This window comes from Asticcacaulis sp., from assembly GCF_035497195.1.
Taxonomy (GTDB): Bacteria; Pseudomonadota; Alphaproteobacteria; order Caulobacterales; family Caulobacteraceae; genus Asticcacaulis.
Map to the genome: position 1 here is coordinate 139566 of NZ_DATJDZ010000002.1, position 21730 is coordinate 161295.

Annotated in this window: 19 protein-coding genes; 11 read left to right on the forward strand and 8 right to left on the reverse strand. The window is 58.8% G+C overall.

Features of this window, described 5'->3' with window-relative positions; genetic code table 11:
- Positions 1-135: 135 nt before the first annotated feature.
- Positions 136-4254: a DUF3971 domain-containing protein gene (locus tag VL130_RS00605; RefSeq protein ID WP_325359998.1), complete on the forward strand. Its 4119-nt coding sequence runs from the start codon at positions 136-138 to the stop codon at positions 4252-4254.
- On the opposite strand, the gene tyrS is transcribed toward VL130_RS00605, so the two are convergent.
- Positions 4251-5510, reverse strand: coding sequence for a tyrosine--tRNA ligase (gene tyrS, locus VL130_RS00610; protein ID WP_325360000.1), 1260 nt, complete (start codon positions 5508-5510; stop codon positions 4251-4253). The two genes, VL130_RS00605 and tyrS, sit on opposite strands and share 4 nt — an antisense overlap.
- Before the next feature lie 78 nt (positions 5511-5588).
- Here tyrS and VL130_RS00615 point away from each other — a divergent pair, with 78 nt between their 5' ends.
- Positions 5589-6725, forward strand: coding sequence for an anhydro-N-acetylmuramic acid kinase (locus VL130_RS00615; RefSeq protein ID WP_325360002.1), 1137 nt, complete (start codon positions 5589-5591; stop codon positions 6723-6725).
- Between the two features lie 9 nt (positions 6726-6734).
- On the forward strand, positions 6735-7136 hold the full coding sequence (locus VL130_RS00620) for a hypothetical protein (protein ID WP_325360004.1): 402 nt from the start codon (positions 6735-6737) through the stop codon (positions 7134-7136).
- Here VL130_RS00620 and VL130_RS00625 read toward each other — a convergent pair.
- Together VL130_RS00625 and VL130_RS00630 are read right to left on the reverse strand one after the other, a co-directional pair.
- Entirely contained in the window at positions 7133-7735 is a 603-nt protein-coding gene (locus VL130_RS00625; RefSeq protein ID WP_325360006.1) for an alpha/beta hydrolase, read from the reverse strand. The two genes, VL130_RS00620 and VL130_RS00625, sit on opposite strands and share 4 nt — an antisense overlap.
- Positions 7735-8382 carry an alpha/beta hydrolase gene (locus VL130_RS00630; protein WP_325360008.1) on the reverse strand — a complete coding sequence of 216 codons (648 nt, stop codon included), beginning with the start codon at positions 8380-8382 and terminating at the stop codon, positions 7735-7737. Before VL130_RS00630 ends, VL130_RS00625 begins: the two co-directional genes overlap by 1 nt.
- A gap of 173 nt (positions 8383-8555) precedes the next feature.
- Between VL130_RS00630 and VL130_RS00635 the strand changes: the two genes are divergently transcribed.
- The 8 genes from VL130_RS00635 to VL130_RS00670 are packed head-to-tail and all read left to right on the forward strand — an operon-like array spanning position 8556 to position 15487.
- The gene (locus tag VL130_RS00635) at positions 8556-9089 is read left to right on the forward strand and encodes an Rrf2 family transcriptional regulator (protein ID WP_325360010.1); all 534 of its coding nucleotides are present in this window, start codon (positions 8556-8558) and stop codon (positions 9087-9089) included.
- 4 nt (positions 9090-9093) lie between these two features.
- Positions 9094-10203: a cysteine desulfurase family protein gene (locus tag VL130_RS00640; protein ID WP_325360011.1), complete on the forward strand. Its 1110-nt coding sequence runs from the start codon at positions 9094-9096 to the stop codon at positions 10201-10203.
- Positions 10203-11669: a Fe-S cluster assembly protein SufB gene (sufB, locus tag VL130_RS00645; RefSeq protein WP_325360013.1), complete on the forward strand. Its 1467-nt coding sequence runs from the start codon at positions 10203-10205 to the stop codon at positions 11667-11669. Before VL130_RS00640 ends, sufB begins: the two co-directional genes overlap by 1 nt.
- A gap of 12 nt (positions 11670-11681) precedes the next feature.
- Positions 11682-12431 carry a Fe-S cluster assembly ATPase SufC gene (gene sufC / locus VL130_RS00650; RefSeq protein ID WP_325360015.1) on the forward strand — a complete coding sequence of 250 codons (750 nt, stop codon included), beginning with the start codon at positions 11682-11684 and terminating at the stop codon, positions 12429-12431.
- Positions 12428-13483, forward strand: coding sequence for a Fe-S cluster assembly protein SufD (gene sufD / locus VL130_RS00655; protein ID WP_325360017.1), 1056 nt, complete (start codon positions 12428-12430; stop codon positions 13481-13483). The genes sufC and sufD overlap by 4 nt, the downstream gene beginning before the upstream one ends.
- On the forward strand, positions 13473-14687 hold the full coding sequence (locus VL130_RS00660; RefSeq protein ID WP_325360019.1) for a cysteine desulfurase: 1215 nt from the start codon (positions 13473-13475) through the stop codon (positions 14685-14687). The genes sufD and VL130_RS00660 overlap by 11 nt, the downstream gene beginning before the upstream one ends.
- A gap of 12 nt (positions 14688-14699) precedes the next feature.
- Positions 14700-15092: an SUF system Fe-S cluster assembly protein gene (locus VL130_RS00665; RefSeq protein ID WP_325360021.1), complete on the forward strand. Its 393-nt coding sequence runs from the start codon at positions 14700-14702 to the stop codon at positions 15090-15092.
- A gap of 2 nt (positions 15093-15094) precedes the next feature.
- Positions 15095-15487, forward strand: a complete 393-nt coding sequence (locus tag VL130_RS00670) for an iron-sulfur cluster assembly accessory protein (RefSeq protein ID WP_325360022.1) — start codon at positions 15095-15097, stop codon at positions 15485-15487.
- Here VL130_RS00670 and VL130_RS00675 read toward each other — a convergent pair.
- From VL130_RS00675 to parE, 5 genes are all read right to left on the reverse strand, one after another.
- The gene (locus tag VL130_RS00675) at positions 15465-15869 is read right to left on the reverse strand and encodes a hypothetical protein (RefSeq protein WP_325360024.1); all 405 of its coding nucleotides are present in this window, start codon (positions 15867-15869) and stop codon (positions 15465-15467) included. The two genes, VL130_RS00670 and VL130_RS00675, sit on opposite strands and share 23 nt — an antisense overlap.
- 87 nt (positions 15870-15956) lie before the next feature.
- A complete protein-coding gene (locus VL130_RS00680; protein ID WP_325360027.1) occupies positions 15957-16700 on the reverse strand; it encodes a lysophospholipid acyltransferase family protein in 744 nt (247 codons plus the stop codon).
- Positions 16701-16769: 69 nt separating this feature from the next.
- Positions 16770-17828: a GGDEF domain-containing protein gene (locus VL130_RS00685; protein WP_325360029.1), complete on the reverse strand. Its 1059-nt coding sequence runs from the start codon at positions 17826-17828 to the stop codon at positions 16770-16772.
- A gap of 131 nt (positions 17829-17959) precedes the next feature.
- Positions 17960-19426 (reverse strand): DEAD/DEAH box helicase, encoded by a 1467-nt coding sequence (locus tag VL130_RS00690; protein ID WP_325360031.1) that lies wholly within the window; start codon positions 19424-19426, stop codon positions 17960-17962.
- Between the two features lie 204 nt (positions 19427-19630).
- Complete coding sequence (gene parE / locus VL130_RS00695) at positions 19631-21712, reverse strand: DNA topoisomerase IV subunit B (protein ID WP_325360033.1); 2082 nt, start codon at positions 21710-21712, stop codon at positions 19631-19633.
- Positions 21713-21730 lie beyond the last annotated feature (18 nt).

Here is a 21730-nt window from a genome sequence, read left to right on the forward strand (position 1 = left end):
CACTGTCCGTCCTATACATGAACCACCGTAATGCCTAGCCGCCAATATAGTAAAAACAGTCGAGCCTAAGTGAAGAGAATTTTCGACATAATCCGCAAACGGCTGCGCCTTTTCGTGTTGGGCTGGGTGGTGTTCATGGTTGTTGTCCTGGGGGCGCGGCTCGCCCAGGGACCGATCCGTGTCGATGGTATTCGGTCGATCATTATTTCCCGTCTCGAAGCGCAATTGCCGCGCACCGAGGCCAGCATCAAGCACCTTGATCTGGTGTGGTTCGGCGACGCCCGCGCCGTCGGCTTCCGCTTTGAAGACCTGATCATCACCGACCGGCAGCACCGGATTATCGCGCGCGCCGGCAAGCTGGAAGCGGCCCTGGCGGCGGATAGTCTCATCGTGGCACATTTCGCACCCGCCCGCCTGACCGCCGAGGACTTCTTTGTCGCCGCCTCGGTCTCGAAGGAGGGGCGCTATGATCTTGGTTATGAATCTCACGGCAAACCGGGGCGTTCGAGTGGCCTCGCACGTTTCTTCTATGACCTGACCGGGCCGGAAAAGCTGGGCGATCCGGTCAGCTTCACCCGCCAGCTCAGCCTGAAAAACGGCCAGTTACGTTTGATCCAGGAAGGCGCGCCCCTCGACTGGACCGCCAACGTCTCGACCATCGACTTTACCAAGCTTCACGGCAAACTGACGGGGCATACGGCGCTTTCCATCGACGGGTTGGGCATCGAAGCCGGTGCGCCGGCCACCTTCAAGGCCGAAGCCTCAGGTGTGGTGGGGCTCACCCAGGCGACGATCTCAGCCAATATTCATAATCTGGTGCCGAGCCGGGTTTTCCCGTCGATCGGTATCACCCGCGCCCTGGCGGGCATCAATGCGCCGGTCGATGGTCTGGCGCGGGTCGATTACAGCCAGAAAAGGGGGTTTGAAGGCGCGGCTTTTGATATCCGTGCGGCGGGGGGACGTATCGATATCGGTGATTTCCACCAGCCGTTTGACGAAGCGCGCATAAAGGCGAACTACACCTCGGCGACGCATACTGCGCAGTTCGATACCTTCCGGGTCCGGTCGCGAATGCTCGATACCGACCTGAAGGGCACGGTGATTATCCGCGCCGGTGATCCCAAGGCCAAGCGCGATATGGCGCTGGCGTTCAATTTTACCGGCCCGCGTGTCACCGCTCGTTTGGCCGACGATTTCGCCTTGCAAACCCTGACTAACGCTCACCTCAAGGGCAATTATGTGCCGCGCCAACGCCGCTTGCAGATTGAAAGCGTCACCGGCCTGATCAATGGCGCGCCTTTGCAGAGCAAAGGCATCGTCTATACCGACAACAAGGGCGAACTGGGCGCCGACCTGACGGCGCAGATCAATGGCCGCTTCACCAAGGAAGAGGTTTTCGCCTTCTGGCCGGAAGACCTGTCGCCGAATACGCGCGCCAATCTGATCGAGCGTATTCGCGGCGGGGATTTTGCCAATGCCGATTTCGTTCTCAAGGCTGAACCGGGGGATTTCCACCATCTCGAAAATGAAGACCTGCGCCTCGATTTCGATTTCCAGAATCTCGAACTTTATCTCGAAGAGCGCCTGCAAAATGCGCAAGAACTAAAAGGCCACGGCATCCTGCTTGGCAACAGCTTTGCTATGGACGTCACCGGCGGTCGGCTGGTTGATGTCAATCTTGTCAAGGGCGGCCTGAGCGTGCCGGACTTCCGTGACCGGAAAACGAAAACCCATATCTGGCTCGACAGCACCGCCGATGTGCCCAGTGTCATCGAAGCCATCGACCCGATCACCGATCATCATCTGAGCCAAAGCGGCCTGACGCGCGAGCGTTTGAGCGGCGCGGCGGCGGCCCATGTCGAGATTGATTTCCCGATCTTCGGCCATATCACCAACGATAATTTCAGCGTCAAATTCAACGGCCAGATAAAGGGCGGCGCCTTCAAGCAGGCGGCGCTCGGCTGGGATATGACCGATGGCCAGCTCAACATCATTGGTGACCTGCTGGCTGATAAACTGGTCATCACCGGGCCAGCGCGGCTAGGGCCTTATTACGGCGATATCAGCTATCGCACGCAGATGAACGTCAAATCGCAGGCCATTGACTTTACCGGCCATTTCAACGCGGCGCAGTTTGGCGGCTCGCCGAAGGTGCCGGTGGCGATCACCGGGCAGTTCATCGTGGCCAACCGGGCGGGGCAGGGCAAGATCAGTTCGGATATCTTCCGTGGTGACGTCAGTTGGAGCGGCAATCCGCTGGGCGATGAGCAGCGGCCGACCGACATGCTGATCGAGGGGGCTATTCTCTCGGAAGGCATGGAAGCGCAGGGTTTGCCGCTTTTCGAGCACCTCAAACGCGAGATTCCAACCCGCATATCCCTGTTGCGGTCTGGCGATATCTGGAGCGGCGAACTCGACGCCGAAAGCCTGTCGGGCGATGTCGCCTATATTCAGGGCACGCGGTCGCGCCTGGTCTACAAATCGATCATCACGCCCGAAGAAGCCGACGAAATGGGCTATGGCGCCTTGCCGATGTTCAAGGCGCCGCGCCACCTGACGGTCAATATTTCGCTCGACGGCCAATCCCGTGAAGCCCTGATCAAGCTTGACCAGATGAACGCCGTTCTCGGCTGGTCCGAAATTCCGGGCACCGACGAATTGCGCCGGCGGCTCGATATGAAGGTCATGCCGGACGACTGGTATGTGCTGGGCCTGCCGAAAGCTTTCTTCACACCCCCGGCGCCGGTCAACGTCACCGCCCTATGGCAGCAGGACGATAAAACCCTGACCGGGCAGGTGAAGATGCTGGATCAGACGATTGATTTCGACATGCCTTTGCGTGGGCACGGCAGCCCGCCACCGATTACATTGCCGAATACATCAGTGCCTTACGAACTCCAGGTGCGTGGCACGGCCAGCGACGCGATTTTGGCGGCACTGGGTTATTCGCAGACACCGGTTCATATCGCCGGCAATGTCGGTATGATATTCAGTCTTTACGATACGCCGGGGCAACCGGCCGCCGTGCTCAATCTTGATGCCACCAAGGCGCAACTCGGCGTCCGGGCGACTGACTGGAGCAAGCCGGTGGGCGAAGAGGCGCAGTTCGCCGTCTCCATCGACGAGCAAGGGCCGGATGGCGGCACTAACCTGTCACGCATCTATGGCGAAGGCGCGCACATCGGCATCGACGGGCGCGCGTCCTTCTCGGAGGCCGGCGACCTGCAATTCGGCGATTTCTCCCGGCTTTATCTGAAGGACTTCATCGATGTCGCCTTCAAATACTATGCTGTGCCCGATCAGAACACCAATATCATCTCGATCAGCGGCCAGCAGCTAGATTTGCGCCCATGGCTGGACGCCAAGCGCGAACGTGTGCTCAAGACGGTGACCGAGGCGGTAAAACTGGTGGATACGGTCGCAGGCGCACCAGTGCCGGCGACCCATGTGGTTGTCGACCTGGCGCAATTGCGCATGGCGCCGGAAGGTGTCTTTAACGACCTGAACCTCGACCTGACCTGGGATGGTCATAATGGCCTGAGCGGTTCCGGACAGGGCGAAAGCATGGACGGCAGCCCCTTCACGGTGGCGATGACCCCCGAAGGCGACTACAGCCTTTTCACGGCAAAAACCGGTAATCTCGGCAATGTCATCGAGACCGCAACCGGCAACCACAATGTCAAGGGCGGGGTGGCGGTGATCGATGGCGTCTATGCCGGCGGACAGATCGATGCCTCGGTGCGCGGACGTGATGTTCGCGTGCAGCAGATACCTATCCTGGCGCAATTGCTGACGGTGGCGTCACTCCAGGGGCTGAACGACACGCTGGTTGGTGATGGCATCCTGTTCACTGATTTCGATTTTCCTATTCGTTACAAGGATAATGTCGTCTTTATCCGTGACGGTTACGCCAAGGGTGAGGCGCTCGGCATCAATGTCTGGGGCACGACCGATCTCGATTCCAAGGTGCTGGCCATGAGTGGCACCCTGATCCCGGCCTATGGCCTGAATGGTATCTTCGGTGATCTGAGATCGAAGGGGCTGGGCCTGGTCGGCATCAAGTACCATGTTCACGGCACCCAGAAGGCCCCGGAAGTGCTGGTCAATCCGCTATCGGTCATCTTGCCCGGTTTCATGAAGGTGTGGTTCGATTCCAGCCGCAAGGAACCGTTCCCGGCGCTGGACCTGCCGACCCTGGAAGACAGGCTCGATGACCTGCGGGACCACAATGATAAAAGCCTCAAGAAAAACTAGACCGGCTTGATCAGCACGATCTTCTTCTTGCCCTGGGAAATCTTGATCACGCCATCCGCATTCAGATCGGCTTTCGTCACCAGTTGATTGCCATCGTTAATTGCCACATCGTTGACGCGCAGACCACCGCCCTGAGCCAGACGACGCGCCTCGCCGTTGGATGCGGTCAGACCGATACGGGTGGCGAGCGCCGCCAGCATGATGCCCTCTTCCAGTGTGGCCGTCTCAATCTCGACGGTCGGCAGATCGGCCGACAGCACGCCCTGCTCGAAAGCTTTCTGAGCCGTGTCGCGCGCCGTGGCGGCGGCATCAATGCCATGCACCATCTGGGTGGCTTCGTCGGCGAGAATCTTCTTGGCTTCGTTGATCTCGGCGCCTTCGAGCTTTTCGAGACGGGCAATTTCCGACATCGGCAGGGTGGTGAACAGGCGCAGGAAACGGCCGACATCGGCGTCTTCGGTATTGCGCCAGTATTGCCAGTAATCATAGGCGCTGAGCATGTCGGCATTGAGCCAGATGGCGCCGCCGACCGTTTTGCCCATCTTGCCGCCGGAAGCCGTGGTCAGCAGCGGCGTGGTAAGGCCGAAGGCGGCTTTCGTGTTCATCCGACGCGTCAACTCGACACCGTTGATGATATTGCCCCATTGGTCCGAACCGCCCATTTGCAGGACGCAATTGTACTTTTCGTTCAGTTCGCGGAAATCGACCGCCTGCATCAGCATGTAGTTGAATTCGAGGAAGGTCATCGGCTGTTCACGTTCCAACCGCAGCTTGACGGAATCGAAGGTCAGCATACGGTTGATGGTAAAATGCGTGCCGAAGGTGCGCAGGAATTCGACATAGCCGAACTGCGACAGCCAGTCGTCATTATTGACCATGATGGCGTCATTGCCAGTTTCGCCAAATTTCAGGAAGTTGGTGAAGACGCGCTTGATGCCGTCCATATTGGACTGGATCTGTGCGTCCGTCAGCAGGGGGCGCTGGGCATCCTTGAAGGTCGGGTCGCCCACCTTGGTGGTGCCGCCCCCCATGAGCACGATCGGCTTGTGCCCCGTCTGTTGCAGCCAATAGAGCAGCATGATCTGCACCAGCGAACCGGCATGGAGAGAAGAGGCCGTGGCGTCGAAGCCGATATAACCGGTGATCATGCCCGCCGCCGCCAGGCTGTCGAGCGCTTCGGCGTCGGTGCTCTGGTGGATAAAGCCGCGCTCGGCCAGGGTGCGCAGAAATTCGGATTTGAAGCTGTGTTCGGTCATGATAGCTATAGGGGCTAGGAGTTGGGCCGTCTGTGTGGCCTGATATGCAGCGAAACGTCAAGACATAAGAGGGCTTCCATGATGAAAGTACTGGGTTTTATGACCGGAACCTCGCTGGATGGCGTCGATATGGCGGTGCTGGAAACCGACGGGGCGGCGCAACTGACGTTCGGCCCCTGGGCGGAAATGCCGATGCCGGCGCAGACGCGGAGCCTTCTGGAGGCGACGATCAAGGCGGCTCTGAACTGGCCGCGAGGTGAACCGGAACCGGCGATCTTCGATGAGGCGCGCCGGGCGATTGTTGAGTGTCACTTTCAATCGGCTAGTGAATTTATAACGCGTAATGACCTGACTTTTCAGGACTTTGACGCGCTTGGCGTTCATGGCCAGACGGTTTTGCATGAACGCCCGAAAGAAGGCGTGAAAGGCCGCACCGTCCAGCTTTTCGACGGACAGGCCTTTGCCGACCTGACCGGCGTGCCGGTGGTCTGTGATTTCCGCCAGGCCGATATCGAAGCGGGCGGCGAGGCCGCGCCGCTGATGCCGGTCTATCATCAGGCCTTGGTGGAGAATGCCGGGCTGGATTTGCCGCTGGTGGTGATCAATCTCGGCGGCGTCGCCAATATCACCGCCATTTCCGACAAGGGGTTGATGGCGATGGACACCGGTCCGGCCAATGGTCTGATGGACCAGTGGATGCGCCGGCATGGGCGAGGGGACTTCGACCATGAAGGCCGGATTGCCGCGTCAGGCAAGGTTCATGAGGAGGTTGTAGCCGGTTATATGGCGCACGCCTATTTCAAGGCTACCGCGCCGAAGTCGCTAGATCGTTATAATTTTACTTTGCAAGCGATCGAAGGTCTGAGCTTTGAGGATGGCCTGGCCACCCTCAGCGCCTTTACTCTGCAAAGTCTTCTGGCCGGGATCAGGCTGGCCGGCGTGACGCCGGAAACGGTCATTCTGGCGGGCGGTGGGCGGCATAACCGACATCTGGTCAGCCAGATCACAACCGTGCTCGCCCCGGTGAAGGTTCTGCTGGCCGAAGACCTGAACTGGCGTGGCGGGGCGCTGGAGGCCGAGGGATTCGCCTACATGGCCGTGCGGTCGCTGAAGGGGCTGCCGATCTCCTTCCCTGGCACCACTGGCGTCAAAATGCCATTAACTGGCGGCGTAGTCAGCTATCCGAAGTCACATGCGCAATCACTGGCCAGCTAGGAGATTATCATGAAAGTGTTTGGACTGATTATTCTGGCGGTTAGTCTTGCCGCCTGCGCGCCGGCCACATCCACGCCGGATGCCTCGCAAGCGGCGTCATCCACCGAAACCTCGGCTTCTACCTTGGCGCCTACAGCGATTCTTATACCTGACAGTTTCATCGGGCATTGGGACGCCACCGCCGAGACATGTAAAACGACCAGCGATATGAAGCTGGTCATCACCCAGAGCGAAATGACCTTCTGGGAAAGCGCCGGCCAGATCACCGCCGTCAACGTCAATGGTCCGGGCGACGTGACAGTCAAGGCCGCTTTCTCAGGCGAAGGCGAGCAATGGAACCGCGACCTGCATCTGGTGCTGAATGGCGACACCCTGACAATAGACGGAACGGCGCGCGTACGCTGTCCTTAGGCCAGATGCCGTTCAATCAGGCCGGCGAGTTCTGACGCCCGGCTATGGATCAGGTCATGCTGACCGTCTGTAACGATATGCAGTTCGGCATTGGGCAGACGGGCGGCCAGATATTGACCGGTCGATACCGGGCTGAGCGGGTCGGCGTCGCCCCAGATCAGCAGCGTCGGGTGGTTGATTTCACTGATCCGGTTTGAGATATCGGGCTTTTCAGCCATTGTCCATTCCGCCGCTTCTGGATATTCGCGGCGATAATCGAGCCGCCAGTCTTCGGCGCCGAAAGCCGTCATATCCATGCCGCCGGATGTTACGGCCAGCACCAGTTTGCGGATGCGCTTCGGATGACGCAGGGCCAGGCTGAGCGCCATCGCGCCGCCCATCGATTGCGCCAGCACATCGACCGGATGTTCAGGCAATCGCGCCTCGACCAATCCAATCAGGTCATCATAGCTGTTGATCGCCGGATCGGCGGGTTGATCACCCAGGCCGGGCCAGGCAAAATAGGTCTTGCACCAATCCGCTGGCAATTGTTTGCCAAGGGGACGCCAAAAATCAGGATCGGCGCCAACACCCGGCAGAAAGAACAGGTGCCTGTTCATCAGCCGTGATCGGCCATCCGCTTATCGATATAGGCGCCGACGCGGCGCTCGACTTCCGGCAACTGGTCGTTCCAGAAATGGTTGGCTTCCGGCACGACTTCGGCGTCGATGATGATGCCCTTTTGCGTGCGCAGTTTGGCGACGACACGATCGACTTCGGCGGTCGGCACGATGGAATCGTTGCCACCGTGGAGGAACATACCTGAGGCCGGGCAAGGGGCCAGGAAGCTGAAATCATAGGCATTGGTCGGCGGCGACACGGAGATGAAGCCGTCGGTTTCGGGGCGGCGCATCAGCAACTGCATACCGATATAGGCGCCGAAATCATAGCCGGCGACCCAGAATTGCGAGGCGGTCGGGTTCTTGGCCTGAAGCCAGTCGAGCGCGGTGGCGGCATCTGCCAGTTCGCCGATGCCGGAATCAAACTCGCCCTGTGACTTTTGCACGCCGCGGAAATTGAAACGCAGGACCGAGAAGCCACGTGTCATGAACAGGTGGAACAGCTGTACCGTGACCGGATTGTTCATGTGGCCGCCCGCCTTGGGGTGCGGATGCAGAATCAACGCGATCGGCGCATTCTCCGTTTTGCCGGCGCTATAGCGGGCTTCAATGCGTCCGGCGGCTCCGGCCAGAATGACTTCGGGCATTCAATCACCTTGTAAAATCATAAAATTGTCATGTTGCAGCGCATAATACTTGACTGCGTTAGTCGGAATTATTACATTCAGGCTCACACCGCCAAAGGCAGCAATTGCGCCTATTAGCACAAAGATTTCTCTTTGCGCAGGTTTTTGAAACAAATCCGCATCGGAACCCCTTCATGCGCTTATCGACCAAAGGACGTTATGCGGTCATGGCCATGACCGATCTGGCGCTGAATGCGCAGAATAGTGATAAAGGCGGGCGCCCGATTTCGCTGTCGGAAATTTCCGAGCGCCAGCAGATTTCGCTGTCCTATCTCGAACAATTGTTCGCCCGTCTGCGCAAGGCTGGCCTGGTGAAAAGCGCGCGCGGGCCGGGCGGCGGCTATACCCTGGCGCGCGAGGCCGGGCGGCTGTTCGTTTCGGAAATCGTGCTGGCGGTCGATGAGCCGATCAAGGCGACGCGCTGCGAAATGACCTCGAACAAGTTGGGCGCCAACAAGCGCCTCTCCAAGGACCAGGCCGTACGCGAAATTGGTTGTATGCCGGGCGGTTACCGCTGTCTGACGCATGACCTTTGGGAAGACCTGGGCGTAGCCATTCATGATTATCTCAGCCAAGTGTCTCTGGAAGATGTCATCAAAAAGCGCACGCGCAAAAAGGTGAAAATCGCTATGCCTGAAGCCGTCTCTCCCGCGATGATGGAGGCCTGATCTCTTGGCAGATATCCTGTACCTTGATCATGCCGCGACTTCGCCGCTTCGCCCGGAAGCGTGTGAGGCTTTTCTGCGCGCGTCGGAACAGGCCAGTAATGCCTCATCGGTGCATAGTCTCGGCCGCAAAGCCAAGCTAGCGTTGGAAGAGGCGCGCAATGACATTCTGACGGGCGTTGGCGCTGTCGGCATCGGCGGACTGGTCTTTGTCTCCGGCGGCACGGAAGCCAATGCGTTGGCCCTGCATCAGGCGAAAGCCTATGACTACATGGTGGTGTCGGCCGGTGAGCACGACAGCATCTTTGGCGCGGTCGCCGGTGCTGAAATCGCTCCCCTGAAAGCGTCCGGAGAGGTCGATCTGGTGGCTTTTGAAGCGCTGCTGGATCGTGATGGCCGGCCGTTTGTTTGCCTCATGCTAGCCAATAATGAAACCGGCGTCATCAACGATATCGCCAAAGCGGCGGCCCTGGTTCATGCCAGGGGCGGCTGGCTGCATGTCGATGCGGTGCAGGCGCTTGGCAAGATCGATATCGATTTCGAGGGGTTAGGGGCGGATTCGCTGTCCTTGAGCGCGCACAAGATCGGCGGCGGACAGGGCGTTGGCGCTTTTGTCTATAACCGTGATCATACGCCGAAAGCTCTGATCACCGGCAGCGGCCAGGAACTGGGTTTGCGTGCCGGCACGGAAAATATCGCTGGTATCGCGGCCTTTGCGGCGGCGCTTAAGGCTTGCCACAAGGCATCTGACGATTTATGCAGCGCACAAAATTCGGTCGAAACAGCATTGAAAGCCTTGAGCGTCACCATATTAGGTGATGAGGCGCGGCGCGTGCCGGGCATACTCTATATCGCGCAACCGGATTGGGCCTCTCATCTGCAACTGATCGATATGGACATGGCCGGGATTTGCGTCAGTTCGGGATCGGCCTGCTCGTCAGGCAAGGTGAAATCGAGCCGTGTGGTGACAAACATGGGGCGGCCGGATCTGGCGGATAAGGTCTTGCGAATATCCACCGGCTGGACCACGAAGGCGGAAGACTGGCAGCGTTTTTATGACGTCTGGTCAAAGGGGTACGAAGTGTATTTGAAGCGTCACACGAAAGAACTGGTGTAATGGCCGCGGTCAAGGAAACTATCGATACGATAGCGGAACTCGAAACCTACGAGCATGGCTTCGTCACCGATATTGAAATGGAGTTCGCCCCCAAGGGTTTGAGCGCCGATATCGTGCGCTTTATCTCGGCTAAAAAGAATGAGCCTGAGTGGATGCTGGAGCTGCGTCTGGCCGCCTATGAACGCTGGCTGACGATGGAAGAACCCGATTGGGCCAAGGTCAATTACAAGAAGGTCGATTATCAGGATCTGTATTTTTACGCCGCGCCCAAGAAGAAGGACGGCCCGAAATCGCTCGATGAGATTGATCCGGAACTGCTGAAAACCTACGCCAAACTGGGTATTCCTTTGCGTGAACAGGAAGTGCTGGCCGGCGTGGTCGGGGCGCCGAAATACGCGGTCGATGCCGTGTTCGATTCCGTGTCCGTGATCACAACCTTCAAGGAAGAACTGAAAAAACACGGCGTGATTTTCTGTGCGATTTCCGAGGCGATCCGCGAACACCCTGAACTGGTGCGGCAATATCTCGGCACGGTCGTGCCGGTGTCGGATAACTATTTCGCCGCCCTGAATGCGGCTGTTTTCTCGGATGGCTCGTTCGTCTATGTGCCGCCGGGCGTGCGCTGCCCGATGGAGCTCAGCACCTATTTCCGCATCAATGCCGAAAATACCGGCCAGTTCGAGCGCACCCTGATCATCGCCGACAAGGGATCGCATGTCTCCTATCTCGAAGGCTGCACGGCGCCGCAACGTGATGAGAACCAGCTTCACGCCGCCGTGGTCGAACTGATTGCGCTCGATGATGCCGAGATCAAATATTCGACCGTGCAGAACTGGTATCCGGGCGACGCGGAAGGCAAGGGCGGCATCTATAATTTCGTCACCAAGCGCGCCGATTGTCGTGGGGCACGCTCGAAAGTGTCGTGGACTCAGGTGGAAACCGGCTCGGCCGTGACCTGGAAATATCCATCCTGCATCCTGCGCGGCGATGACAGCGTTGGTGAGTTCTACTCGATCGCCGTCACTAACGGCGCGCAACAGGCCGATACCGGCACCAAGATGATTCACCTGGGCAAGAATACCAAGTCGCGCATCATCTCCAAGGGCGTGTCGGCGGGCAAGTCTTCCAATACCTATCGCGGTCTGGTTTCGGCTCATGCCAAGGCATCTGGCGCGCGCAACTTTACCCAATGCGACAGTCTGCTGATCGGCAAGACCTGCGCCGCTCATACCGTGCCCTATATCGAGAGCGATACGGCGAGGGCGCAGTTCGAGCACGAGGCGACGACGACGCGACTGAGCGAGGATCAATTGTTCTACGCCATGCAGCGCGGGCTTTCGCAGGAAGAGGCGGTAGCTCTGCTGGTCAACGGTTTCGTGCGCGATGTGTTGCAGAAACTGCCGATGGAATTCGCCGTTGAGGCACAAAAACTGGTAGCCATCAGCCTTGAAGGCTCGGTGGGTTAGGAATTGACTATTATGTTATCGATCAAAAACTTATCCGTCGCTGTTGACACCAAGCAAATCCTGAAAGGCCTGTCGCTCGACGTGCCGGCCGGTGAAGTTCACGCCATCATGGGGCCGAACGGCGCCGGCAAATCGACGCTGGGTTATGCGCTGGCTGGGCGGCCGAACTATAACGTCACGTCCGGTACGGTCGAATTCAACGGTGAAAACCTGCTGGACAAGGACGTGCATGAGCGCGCCGCTGCTGGGCTTTATCTCAGCTTCCAGTATCCGTTGGAAATCCCCGGCGTGCCGGCCCTGACCTTCCTGCGCACGGCTTTGAACGCCCAGCACAAGCTGCGTGGCGAACCGGAGGTGGCTGCGCCGGAATTTCTCAAGCGCGTACGTGAGGTCGCCAAGACCCTGAAAATCGACATGGACATGCTCAAGCGCCCGCTCAATGTTGGTTTTTCCGGCGGCGAAAAGAAGCGCATGGAAGTGCTGCAAATGGCGCTGCTGGAGCCGAAGTTCCTGATCCTCGACGAGACCGATTCCGGCCTCGATATCGACGCGCTGAAGGTTGTCTCGGATGGCGTTAACGCCCTGCGCGCCCCTGATCGCGGGATGCTGGTCATCACCCACTATCAACGCTTGCTTGATCACATCAAGCCGGACCGCGTGCATGTGCTGGTTGCCGGCAAGATCGTCCGCTCCGGCGGTCCCGAACTGGCGCTGGAACTGGAAGCGCATGGTTACGATCAGTATCTGGGGGAAGCGGCGTGACCCTGCCTGCCCTGGACATTTTCGATCCGTCGTCCTACCCGACGCGCCGTGACGAGGAATGGAAATATTCCGACCTGTCGCGTGTGCTGCGCGAGGCGCCGAAGAAGGCGATGGTCGTCCGCACGCTGTCCGAACTGGAAGCGGAACCGGACGGTTTTGTTTATTTTTCGGCCGATGAATCCGGTTTCGACGGTCTGCAAAAGGCGGCGGATTTCGCCATGCAAAAGGCGCATGGCCGCCTCTATATCGACGGCAATGATTTCGGTGATGAGGACGGCTATCTCGGCTATCAGGGCCACGGAGAACTCCGCCTGGCCGCTGGTCAGGAGCTTGTGGTCTTTGAAGACTATACCGGCGCCTTCGATTACGCCGTCCATAGCCGCCTGCGCTTCACGTTGGGCGAGGGCGCGAAGCTGACGCGGGTGGTAATACTGGATGAGCCGGAAACCGCCGTTTCGGTGCGCCAGTCAACGATTGAAGCCGCGCCCGCCAGCGTCTTCAAGCAATATGTCTTTTCGACCGGCGCGAAATTCCAGCGCTTCGAGACGCATGTCAATCATGCCGGTCATGGCGCGGTCGTCGAAATGAACGGCGCTTACCTGCTCAAGGACAAGCGCCATTTCGAATACACCACACGGGTGACGCACGGCCAGATCAATGGCGAGACGGCGCAACTGATCAAGGGACTCGTCAAGGACAGCGCCACGGGCGTCTTCCAGGGCCGTATTCTGGTCGAGAAGGGCGCCGACGGCACCGATGCCCGTATGCGCCATCAGGCCCTGATCCTGAACGACGGGGCGCATATCCGCGCCAAGCCGGAACTCGAAATCTATGCCGACGATGTGCAGTGCGCGCACGGCAATACGATCGGTGCGATCGACGAAGAGGCACTGTTCTTCTGCGAGAGCCGCGGTATTCCCGAAGAGACCGCCCGCGCCATGCTGACACATGCCTTCGTCCTGCCGGTGGCCGATCAGATCGAGGATGAGGTTTTGCGTGAAACCGTGTTGAATTTCCTCGAAAATGCGTCGGAGTCTTTTCATGCCCTTTGACGTTGAAAAGGCTCGCGCCGATTTCCCGATCCTGTCGCGTGAGTTCAATGGCAAGCCGCTGGTCTATCTCGATAGCGGGGCGTCGGCGCAAAAACCGAATGCCGTGATCGACGCCATGAGCCATTCCATGCGGCATTCCTACGCCAATGTGCATCGCGGCCTGCATACGCTCGCCAATGAAACGACCGACGCCTATGAGGCCGGCCGCGATACCGTGGCGAAGTTTATCGGCGCGCAGACCGACGAGATCATCTTCACCAAATCGGCGACGGAATCCATCAATCTGGTCGCCAATACCTGGGGCGAAAGCCTGCAAGCCGGCGATGTGATCCTGACGACCGAGATGGAGCATCATGCCAATATCGTGCCGTGGTACATGCTGGCCGAACGCAAGGGCCTGAAACTGATCTATGTGCCGATCCTCGATGACGGATCGCTCGATATGGCTACCTTCGATCGACTGTTGACGCCGAAGGTCAAACTGGTCGCCGTCGCCCATATGTCGAATGTGCTGGGCACCATCAACCCGATTGCCGATATCATCGCCAAAGCTCATGCTATGGGCGCAAAGGTCATGATCGACGGCGCGCAGGGCATTGTCCATCTGCCGGTGGATGTGAAGGCGCTCGACGCCGATTTTTATGTCTTTTCGGCGCACAAACTCTATGGCCCGACCGGCCTCGGTGTGCTGTATAGCAAGGCCGAATTGCTGGAGGCCATGCCGCCGTGGCAAGGCGGCGGTGAGATGATCGCCCATGTCAGCAAGGAAAAGATCACCTGGAATGTGCCGCCGCACCGCTTTGAAGCCGGCACGCCAGCCATTCTGGAGGTGATCGGCCTGAAAGCCGCCATCGACTGGCTATCGCAATTCGATCGCGCGGAAGTGACCGCGCACGAGCACGCGCTTTATCAGCGTGCCCATGATGCCCTGACCCAGATTAATTCGCTGCGGGTGCATGGTGAAGCACCAGGCAAGGGCTCTATCCTGACCTTCTCGCTTGGACAGGCCCATGCGCATGATGTGGCGCAAATCCTTGACCGGTATAACGTCGCGGTCCGCGCCGGCACTCACTGCGCCGAACCTTTGATGACCCGATTGGGCGTGACCTCTACCGTTCGCGCCTCCATCGCCCTATATAATACGGAAGCCGAGATCGATATCCTGGCCGAAGCCGTCGCCAAAGCCCAATCCTTCTTTGCGTAAGTTGAGAGCACAATGACCGAAGCTGCTGAATCACAAGAGTCCTTGTTTAGCCTGGATGACATGGGGGCCAATCAACCCTCGGCCCTGGCGCAGGATGAACTGACGCGCCTGACCGACGAGCTGATTGCCGCTTTCAAAACGGTTTATGATCCGGAAATCCCTGTTGATATCTACGAACTCGGCCTGATCTATCGCGTCGATGTATCCGATGACCGCGATGTGGTGGTAGACATGACCCTGACGGCGCCGGGCTGCCCTGTGGCCGGCGAAATGCCCGGCTGGGTCAAGGAAGCCGTCCTAACCGTCAAAGGGGTCCGCGATTGCGAGGTCAATCTGGTGTTCGAGCCGCCCTGGGAGTCATCGAAAATGAGCGATGAAGCCAAGCTGCAACTGAATATGTTCTGACCATGGAAATGCAACCCGTCATCACACCGCGCGTTCGCCGCCCGCGCCCGGCCGTGGTCAGCCTGACAGATGCTGCCGCCACGCAGGTCAAGGCCATCATGGCGAAAGCGGACAAGCCCTATGTGGGCCTGCGTGTCGGCGTCAAGCAGGGTGGCTGCGCGGGTCAGGAGTACGTCCTGTCCTACGCCGAAGAAATAGGGCCGATCGATGAGATTATCACCGACAAGGATGTCACCATCCTGATCGAGCCGAAAGCCGTGCTTTATCTCGTGGGAACGACTATCGACTACGAGACGACCAAACTGGCCTCGAAGTTCGTGTTTCGTAATCCGAACGAGACGGACGCCTGTGGATGCGGTGAAAGCGTGACGATTACGCCTGTTGCGCCTGAGTAAGTGGCGTTGACAGCAACCAATCCAGAGCGTCGTGCAGTTCCGTAAAGGAACGGATTTCCTGATTGGGAAAAAGGTGGCTGTAGGTCGCCGGTCTGGCGCGGGTGAGGGCGTCGCTCGTCAGTATGGCGACGTAATGGATGAGGGTTTCGCCATGTGTCAGTTCGGCCCAATGAGCCGCCATTTTCTGAACATCCTCAAAGGTGATCGTCGTTTCGCACTGGCGGTGATCCATCAGCCGCCGGTATAACCAAGGCCGGTCAATCGTTTCATAGGCCTCGATAATTTTTCCGGTATAATACTGACTGCTTTCCGCACCTTTGAGCCGGAATGTGATCAGCTTTTGCGCTTCATCGACTGTCAGCCGGAAATATGCGTCCGTCATATGTGTTGGCCCCTGTTTCCATAATTAGGCCACGGGATACCCTGCTTTTTAGTTAATGGCGGTGTGTCATGAGCTTCGCATATTGGTTTAACCGGATGCCAGGACCGAGGGCTGGAAAGGTTCGCCGGTGGCCTCGCTGATCAGTTCCTGTGAGCGCTGTTCGATGCGATCACGCAAGGTGGCCAGGAATTCGTCCTTTGACAGGCCGGGGGCGATTGGCGGCAGGAATTCAAGAATGGCTGTCCCCGGCGTTTTCCGGTACTGCGTCTCCTGCCAGAACAGGCCGAGATTGGTCGCCACCGGCACGACTTGCATATTGAAATTGTTCATCATATGCCAGACGCCGGAGCGATAGCGGCGATAGGTGCCGGGCGCATTGAGATGGCCTTCGGGATAGATCAGGATGCTGCGACCATCCCTGGCGGCGTCGGCGGAGCGGTTTGCCAGGGTCTTGCGTGCTTCAATTCCCCCACAGTTATTGACGACTATGGCGCCGAGCTTGGCGAGCAAGGCGCTCATCAATGGGAATTTTTCGAGGTGGTCGCCGGTGACGAAGGCGAGATCGTCGAATTGCGAATAGATGCAGAAGCCATCACCCCAGCTATGATGTTTGCAGGCGAAGATCACCGGCTGGTCGGGAATATTTTCACGTCCTCGCACTTCCAGCCTGATGCCGGCGAAGATTCGCATCGCCTGCACCATGCGGCGCGTATAGCGCTGGATGATCCACTTCACCGGCTTGCGGCCAGGGAAAAGTGTCAGGATCAGCGCCATCAGGCTGTAGGAGACTGACAAAAACCAATAGGCGACGGCAAACAAAAAACTGCGCATGACAGGCGCCCCCCCAAAAAGACAAATCAATTTGAACATCGTTCAACGTAATTTGTCAATGGTAAAGGATCAGGCGGCGTTGGAATCCGAATTGAGCGAATCCGCCACGGTCACCTTGTTGCGGCCGTTGTTTTTGGAGGTGTAAAGCGCCTTGTCGGCGCGGTCGAGCAGGTCGAACGAGTCTTCGGCGTATTCGCGCTGGGCGATACCGGCGGATATGGTGACGGTGCCGAGGTCTTCATTGGTTGAACGGCGTTTGAGAACACGCGAGGCGATTTCGGCGCGGGCTTCATTGAGCAGGCGTTCCACGGTGGCGCAGGTTTCGCCGGGGAAAAGCAGGCCGAACTCTTCGCCGCCATAACGGGCGGCCAGGCGCGGCGGACGGCCGATACGCGCCAGAACCGAAGCGACGTAACGCAGGACCTGATCACCTGTCTGATGGCCCCAGGTGTCATTGAAGCGCTTGAAATGGTCGATGTCGATAACGGCCAGGGTCAGTGGACTGGAAACGTCGTCACCTTCGCAGTGGCGATCGAGCGCTTCGTCAAAGGACTTGCGGTTGGCCAGGTTGGTCAGGGCGTCGGTCATGGCCTCCATGCGCACCTGATCGAGGTGCTTGCGCAAGCGGTTGACTTCGCGTGAGGATTCCGACAGACGGCCTTCGAGCACAGAATGATGGTCAAGAACAGTCGTTGTGGCTTCGGTCAGACTGTCGATCAGGGCTTTGAATGCCACGGTCTCGACTTCGTTCATCGACTTGCGGGCGCCTTCCAAGGTCTCGCCGTAGGTCTTTTGCGCCTTCTGGGCCTCGACGATCACTTCGGTGATGGAGGCCAGTTCGCGAGTCAGTTTCAGACCGGCGTCGCGCACTTCGTCGTTCAGCTTCAGACGGGCGATGAACTTGCTGGCCAGGCTTTCGGAAATATCTTCGGTAATGGTTTCGCCGGCGGCGACCAGTCGCTGTATTTCCTGCGCCAAGGGGCATTCCGGATCACCGGCAACGTACAACCAGATCTCATAGTTGAGCGGGGTGGGCCAGACGCCGTGATCCTGCATCAGGCGCAAGGCTTCGCCGGCTAGAGCATAGGCGGCAGGACTTCTTACGCTGATTTCTATGTCATTATTCATTCGTTCTTCTGGCCCCCTTTCAGGGGCCTTCCCTGGCGGTCTCGCGCCACCTGATTCTTCGGGTGACGCCCAGACCTTAAACGAACTTCTCTGACAGGCGGTTAACGGCGGCGATTCAATCGTATCAAAAATCAATCTTTAAAATCGGTCGATCGCATCAAAAACGCCGGCATGTGATCGCCAAATGGCGTGTCAATTTGTGGCTTGTTTTTTGATTTTTCAGGATTTTTTGCTTTGCGTTCGCCGCGGCGCGGGGCTTTTTCCGGCGCGACCGCCATTTGTTCCGGCGATGTAATTATTTCAGCGGGTTCCGGCTTTTTTTCAACCTTTACCGGCTCAATCGGCGCGGATTGCGATGCTGAGCGTTCGCGCGGCTTGTGATCACGCTCAGATCTACCTCTGGTTTTGCTCGATTCGCGTCGAGGCTGCCGACCAGATTCGCGCGGGGCGTCGCTAAGCGCCGAATAATCGACGTCGAGTTCGAGGTTGGCCGGCTCTTTCTTGATGAGTTTGACCACCTTATCGTAGTTTTTCTCATCGTGCGGCGACAGCAGCAGGTAGGTTTCGCCGGTCCGCCCGGCGCGGCCGGTGCGACCGATACGGTGGACATAATCGTCGGCATGGATAGGGGCGTCGAAATTGAAAACATGACCAACGGCCGGGATATCGAGACCGCGGGCGGCGACATCGGAGGCCACCAGCAGGGTCAGCTCGCCCTTACGGAAGGAGTCGAGCGTTTTCATGCGCAGGGACTGATCGAGATCGCCATGGATCGGCGCCGCATTAAACCCGTGCACGACCAGGGACTTGGCGACGATATCGACATCGGTCTTGCGATTACAGAAGACGATACCGTTCTTGATATCCAGGGTTTTTAACAGGACGCGCAGGGCGATCCGCTTGGCACGGACATCCTTATGCGGCACACGCAGCACATATTGAGAGATATTCTCGGCGGTCGTGGCCGGACGCGACACTTCGATGCGCACCGGATTTTTCAGGAAGGCCTCGGTCAGGCGGGTGATTTCCGGCGGCATGGTGGCCGAGAAGAACAGGGTCTGGCGCGTCGGCGGGGTCAGCTTGAAGATGCGCTCGATATCGGGGATGAAGCCCATGTCGAGCATCCGGTCGGCTTCATCGACCACCATCATGGTCACGCCGTTGAGCATCACCTTCGAGCGCTCGAACAGGTCGAGCAGGCGGCCCGGCGTGGCGATCAGCACATCGACGCCCTTGTCGAGCTTGGCGATCTGGTCGGCCATCGAAACACCGCCGATGAGCAGGGCCCAGTTCAGCTTGTGATGCTTAGCGTATTTTTCAAAAGCCTCAGCCACCTGATCGGCCAGTTCGCGGGTCGGTTCCAGCACGATGGCGCGCGGCATCCGGGCACGGGAGCGGCCGGCGGCCAGCTTCTCGATCATCGGCAGGGTGAAGGCGGCGGTCTTGCCGGTGCCGGTCTGGGCGATGCCAAGCACGTCCAGACCGGTCAAGGCGACCGGAATAGCCTGTTCCTGGATGGGGGTAGGGGTATCGTAACCGGTTTCAGCAACGGCTTTGAGAACCTGTTCACTCAGGCCCAGATCGGAAAATTTCGTCATGACACTCTTTGAATGGAATGCACTCATATCCGGGCAAGCGATCTTACAGGGATGGGAATGCGGCGCGCCGATCGTGGCGCAAAGGATGGGCGGCCGGTGCCTGCGAAACCGGAGTTGGCTTCAAACGCAGACACGCGCGAACCGGTTATTCCGGCTCACGCGTGTCTGATAACAGAATTTGCAGTAATTAACAGGTTTTTTTGTTCAGACGTCCAGGTCATCAACCGCAAACTCGGCATGATCCTGAATATAGCGGAAACGCAGTTCCGGCTTGCGCCCCATCAGGGTTTCGACCAGATCCTGCACGTCTTCCTCGTCGTGCGGCAGGGTGACGCGGGCCAGGGTCCGCGTCTTGGGGTCCATTGTCGTTTCCTTTAGCTGGGACGCCATCATTTCGCCAAGCCCCTTGAACCGGCCGATTTCAGGCTTCTTGCCCTTGAATTCCTTGGTGATCAGCTCGGCCCGGTGGGCGTCGTCACGCGCATAGAAGGTCTTGCCGCCGTGGCTGAGACGATACAAGGGCGGCATGGCCAGGAACAGATTGCCGTTGCGTATAATGCCCGGCATGGTGCGATAGAAGAAGGTGATCAGCAGCGAAGCGATGTGCGCGCCATCAACATCGGCGTCAGTCATGATGATGACGCGCTCATAACGCAGGTCGCTCTCCTTGAACTTGGCGCCGGGCTGAACGCCGAGGGCCAGACCCAGGTCGGACAGTTCGGCGTTTTGCCGCGCCTTGTCGCCGGTGGCCGAGGCCACGTTGAGGATCTTGCCGCGCAGGGGCAGGATGGCCTGGGTGTTACGGTTGCGGCCCTGCTTGGCCGAGCCGCCAGCCGAATCACCTTCGACGATGAACAGTTCGGTGCCGATGGCGTCCTGGCGGGCACAATCGGACAACTTGCCGGGCAGGCGGAGCTTGCGCGTGGCCGAGGCGCGCTGAACCTCCTTGTCCTTTCGGCGTTTCAGGCGTTCCTCAGCCCGTTCGACGATGAATTGCAGAATACGGTCAGCCTGTTTCGGCGCCGAGGTCAGCCAGTGATCGAGCGGGTCGGCCAGGGCCTTTTCGACCAGGCGCTGGGCGTCGCTTGATGACAGACGATCCTTGGTCTGACCCTGGAATTCCGGATTGCGGATAAACACCGAAATGACAATGCCCGCATAGGCCGCCACGTCTTCGGCGGTGATCAGACCGCCGCGCTTGTCGCCGGTCATTTCCGCATAGCTCTTGAGCGAGCGGGTGAGGGCGGCGCGCAGGCCGGCTTCGTGGGTGCCGCCGTCAGGCGTCGGGATGGTGTTACAATAGCTCTGGCAGAAGCCGTCGTGCTCGCCGAATCCGGCGCCGGACCAGACCACCGCCCACTCGACTGCGCCGGCCTCGCCGCCATTCTTGGAATCGCGGCGCTCGACCCGGCCGGAGAAGATATCGCCCAGGGTTTCAGTATCCTTGACGCGTTCAGCGAGATAGTCGGCCAGGCCGTTCGGGAAGTAGAACTTGTCTTCGGCCGGCGTCGAATCATGGATCAGTTCGGGTGCGCATTTCCAGAAAATCTGCACCCCACGGAACAGATAGGCCTTGGCCTTGGCCATGCGGTAAAGTCGCGCCGGCTTGAAGCGTGCGTCGGCGCCGAAGATTTCAGGATCGGGCAGGAAGCGTTCGAGCGTGCCCTTTTTCTTGGAGGGGCCGACCTGCTCGACGTCCGTTAATTTCAGGCCTCTTGAGAAATTCTGCCGCCATTCGTAGCCATCGCGCCAGACGGTCACTTCCAGCTTTTCGGACAGGGCGTTGACCACCGAAATGCCGACGCCGTGCAGGCCGCCGGAAGTTTCATACGCCTTGCCGGAGAACTTGCCGCCGGAATGCAGCATGGTCATGACGACTTCGAGTGCCGACTTGCCGGGATATTTCGGATGCGGATCGACCGGAATGCCCCGGCCATCGTCGCGGACGCTCAGGTAGCCGTCCTTGTCGAGCTCCACCCAGATCGCCTTGGCATGACCGGCCACGGCTTCATCCATCGCGTTATCAAGTACCTCAGCGAACAGGTGGTGCAGCGCTTTTTCATCGGTGCCGCCGATATACATGCCTGGGCGTTTGCGAACAGGCTCCAGGCCTTCAAGCACCTCAATGCTTGAGGCGCCATAGCCCGCATCCACCGTAACCGGCATATGCGGCTTGGCGGGACTGGGGACAGGCGCGTCCTTAGCGACGGCGGGGTCCGTTGAAACGGTTGAGGGCTTTTCGGGCTGATCCCCAAAAAGCGAGGACTGCGGGATATGGGTCGTCATTTCACTAACATGGGGTGA

What these genes read in the sequence shown, in the direction of transcription:
- VL130_RS00685 (WP_325360029.1), bottom strand. Translation starts at nt 17,828, where the DNA reads ATGAATAATGACATAGAAATCAGCGTAAGAAGTCCTGCCGCCTATGCT.
- parE (WP_325360033.1), bottom strand. Translation starts at nt 21,712, where the DNA reads ATGACGACCCATATCCCGCAGTCCTCGCTTTTTGGGGATCAGCCCGAA.
- VL130_RS00620 (WP_325360004.1), top strand. Translation starts at nt 6,735, where the DNA reads ATGAAAGTGTTTGGACTGATTATTCTGGCGGTTAGTCTTGCCGCCTGC.
- VL130_RS00635 (WP_325360010.1), top strand. Translation starts at nt 8,556, where the DNA reads ATGCGCTTATCGACCAAAGGACGTTATGCGGTCATGGCCATGACCGAT.
- sufC (WP_325360015.1), top strand. Translation starts at nt 11,682, where the DNA reads ATGTTATCGATCAAAAACTTATCCGTCGCTGTTGACACCAAGCAAATC.
- VL130_RS00675 (WP_325360024.1), bottom strand. Translation starts at nt 15,869, where the DNA reads ATGACGGACGCATATTTCCGGCTGACAGTCGATGAAGCGCAAAAGCTG.
- VL130_RS00660 (WP_325360019.1), top strand. Translation starts at nt 13,473, where the DNA reads ATGCCCTTTGACGTTGAAAAGGCTCGCGCCGATTTCCCGATCCTGTCG.
- tyrS (WP_325360000.1), bottom strand. Translation starts at nt 5,510, where the DNA reads ATGACCGAACACAGCTTCAAATCCGAATTTCTGCGCACCCTGGCCGAG.
- VL130_RS00680 (WP_325360027.1), bottom strand. Translation starts at nt 16,700, where the DNA reads ATGCGCAGTTTTTTGTTTGCCGTCGCCTATTGGTTTTTGTCAGTCTCC.
- VL130_RS00625 (WP_325360006.1), bottom strand. Translation starts at nt 7,735, where the DNA reads ATGAACAGGCACCTGTTCTTTCTGCCGGGTGTTGGCGCCGATCCTGAT.
- VL130_RS00665 (WP_325360021.1), top strand. Translation starts at nt 14,700, where the DNA reads ATGACCGAAGCTGCTGAATCACAAGAGTCCTTGTTTAGCCTGGATGAC.
- VL130_RS00615 (WP_325360002.1), top strand. Translation starts at nt 5,589, where the DNA reads ATGATGAAAGTACTGGGTTTTATGACCGGAACCTCGCTGGATGGCGTC.
- VL130_RS00630 (WP_325360008.1), bottom strand. Translation starts at nt 8,382, where the DNA reads ATGCCCGAAGTCATTCTGGCCGGAGCCGCCGGACGCATTGAAGCCCGC.
- VL130_RS00690 (WP_325360031.1), bottom strand. Translation starts at nt 19,426, where the DNA reads ATGACGAAATTTTCCGATCTGGGCCTGAGTGAACAGGTTCTCAAAGCC.
- sufB (WP_325360013.1), top strand. Translation starts at nt 10,203, where the DNA reads ATGGCCGCGGTCAAGGAAACTATCGATACGATAGCGGAACTCGAAACC.
- VL130_RS00605 (WP_325359998.1), top strand. Translation starts at nt 136, where the DNA reads ATGGTTGTTGTCCTGGGGGCGCGGCTCGCCCAGGGACCGATCCGTGTC.
- VL130_RS00670 (WP_325360022.1), top strand. Translation starts at nt 15,095, where the DNA reads ATGGAAATGCAACCCGTCATCACACCGCGCGTTCGCCGCCCGCGCCCG.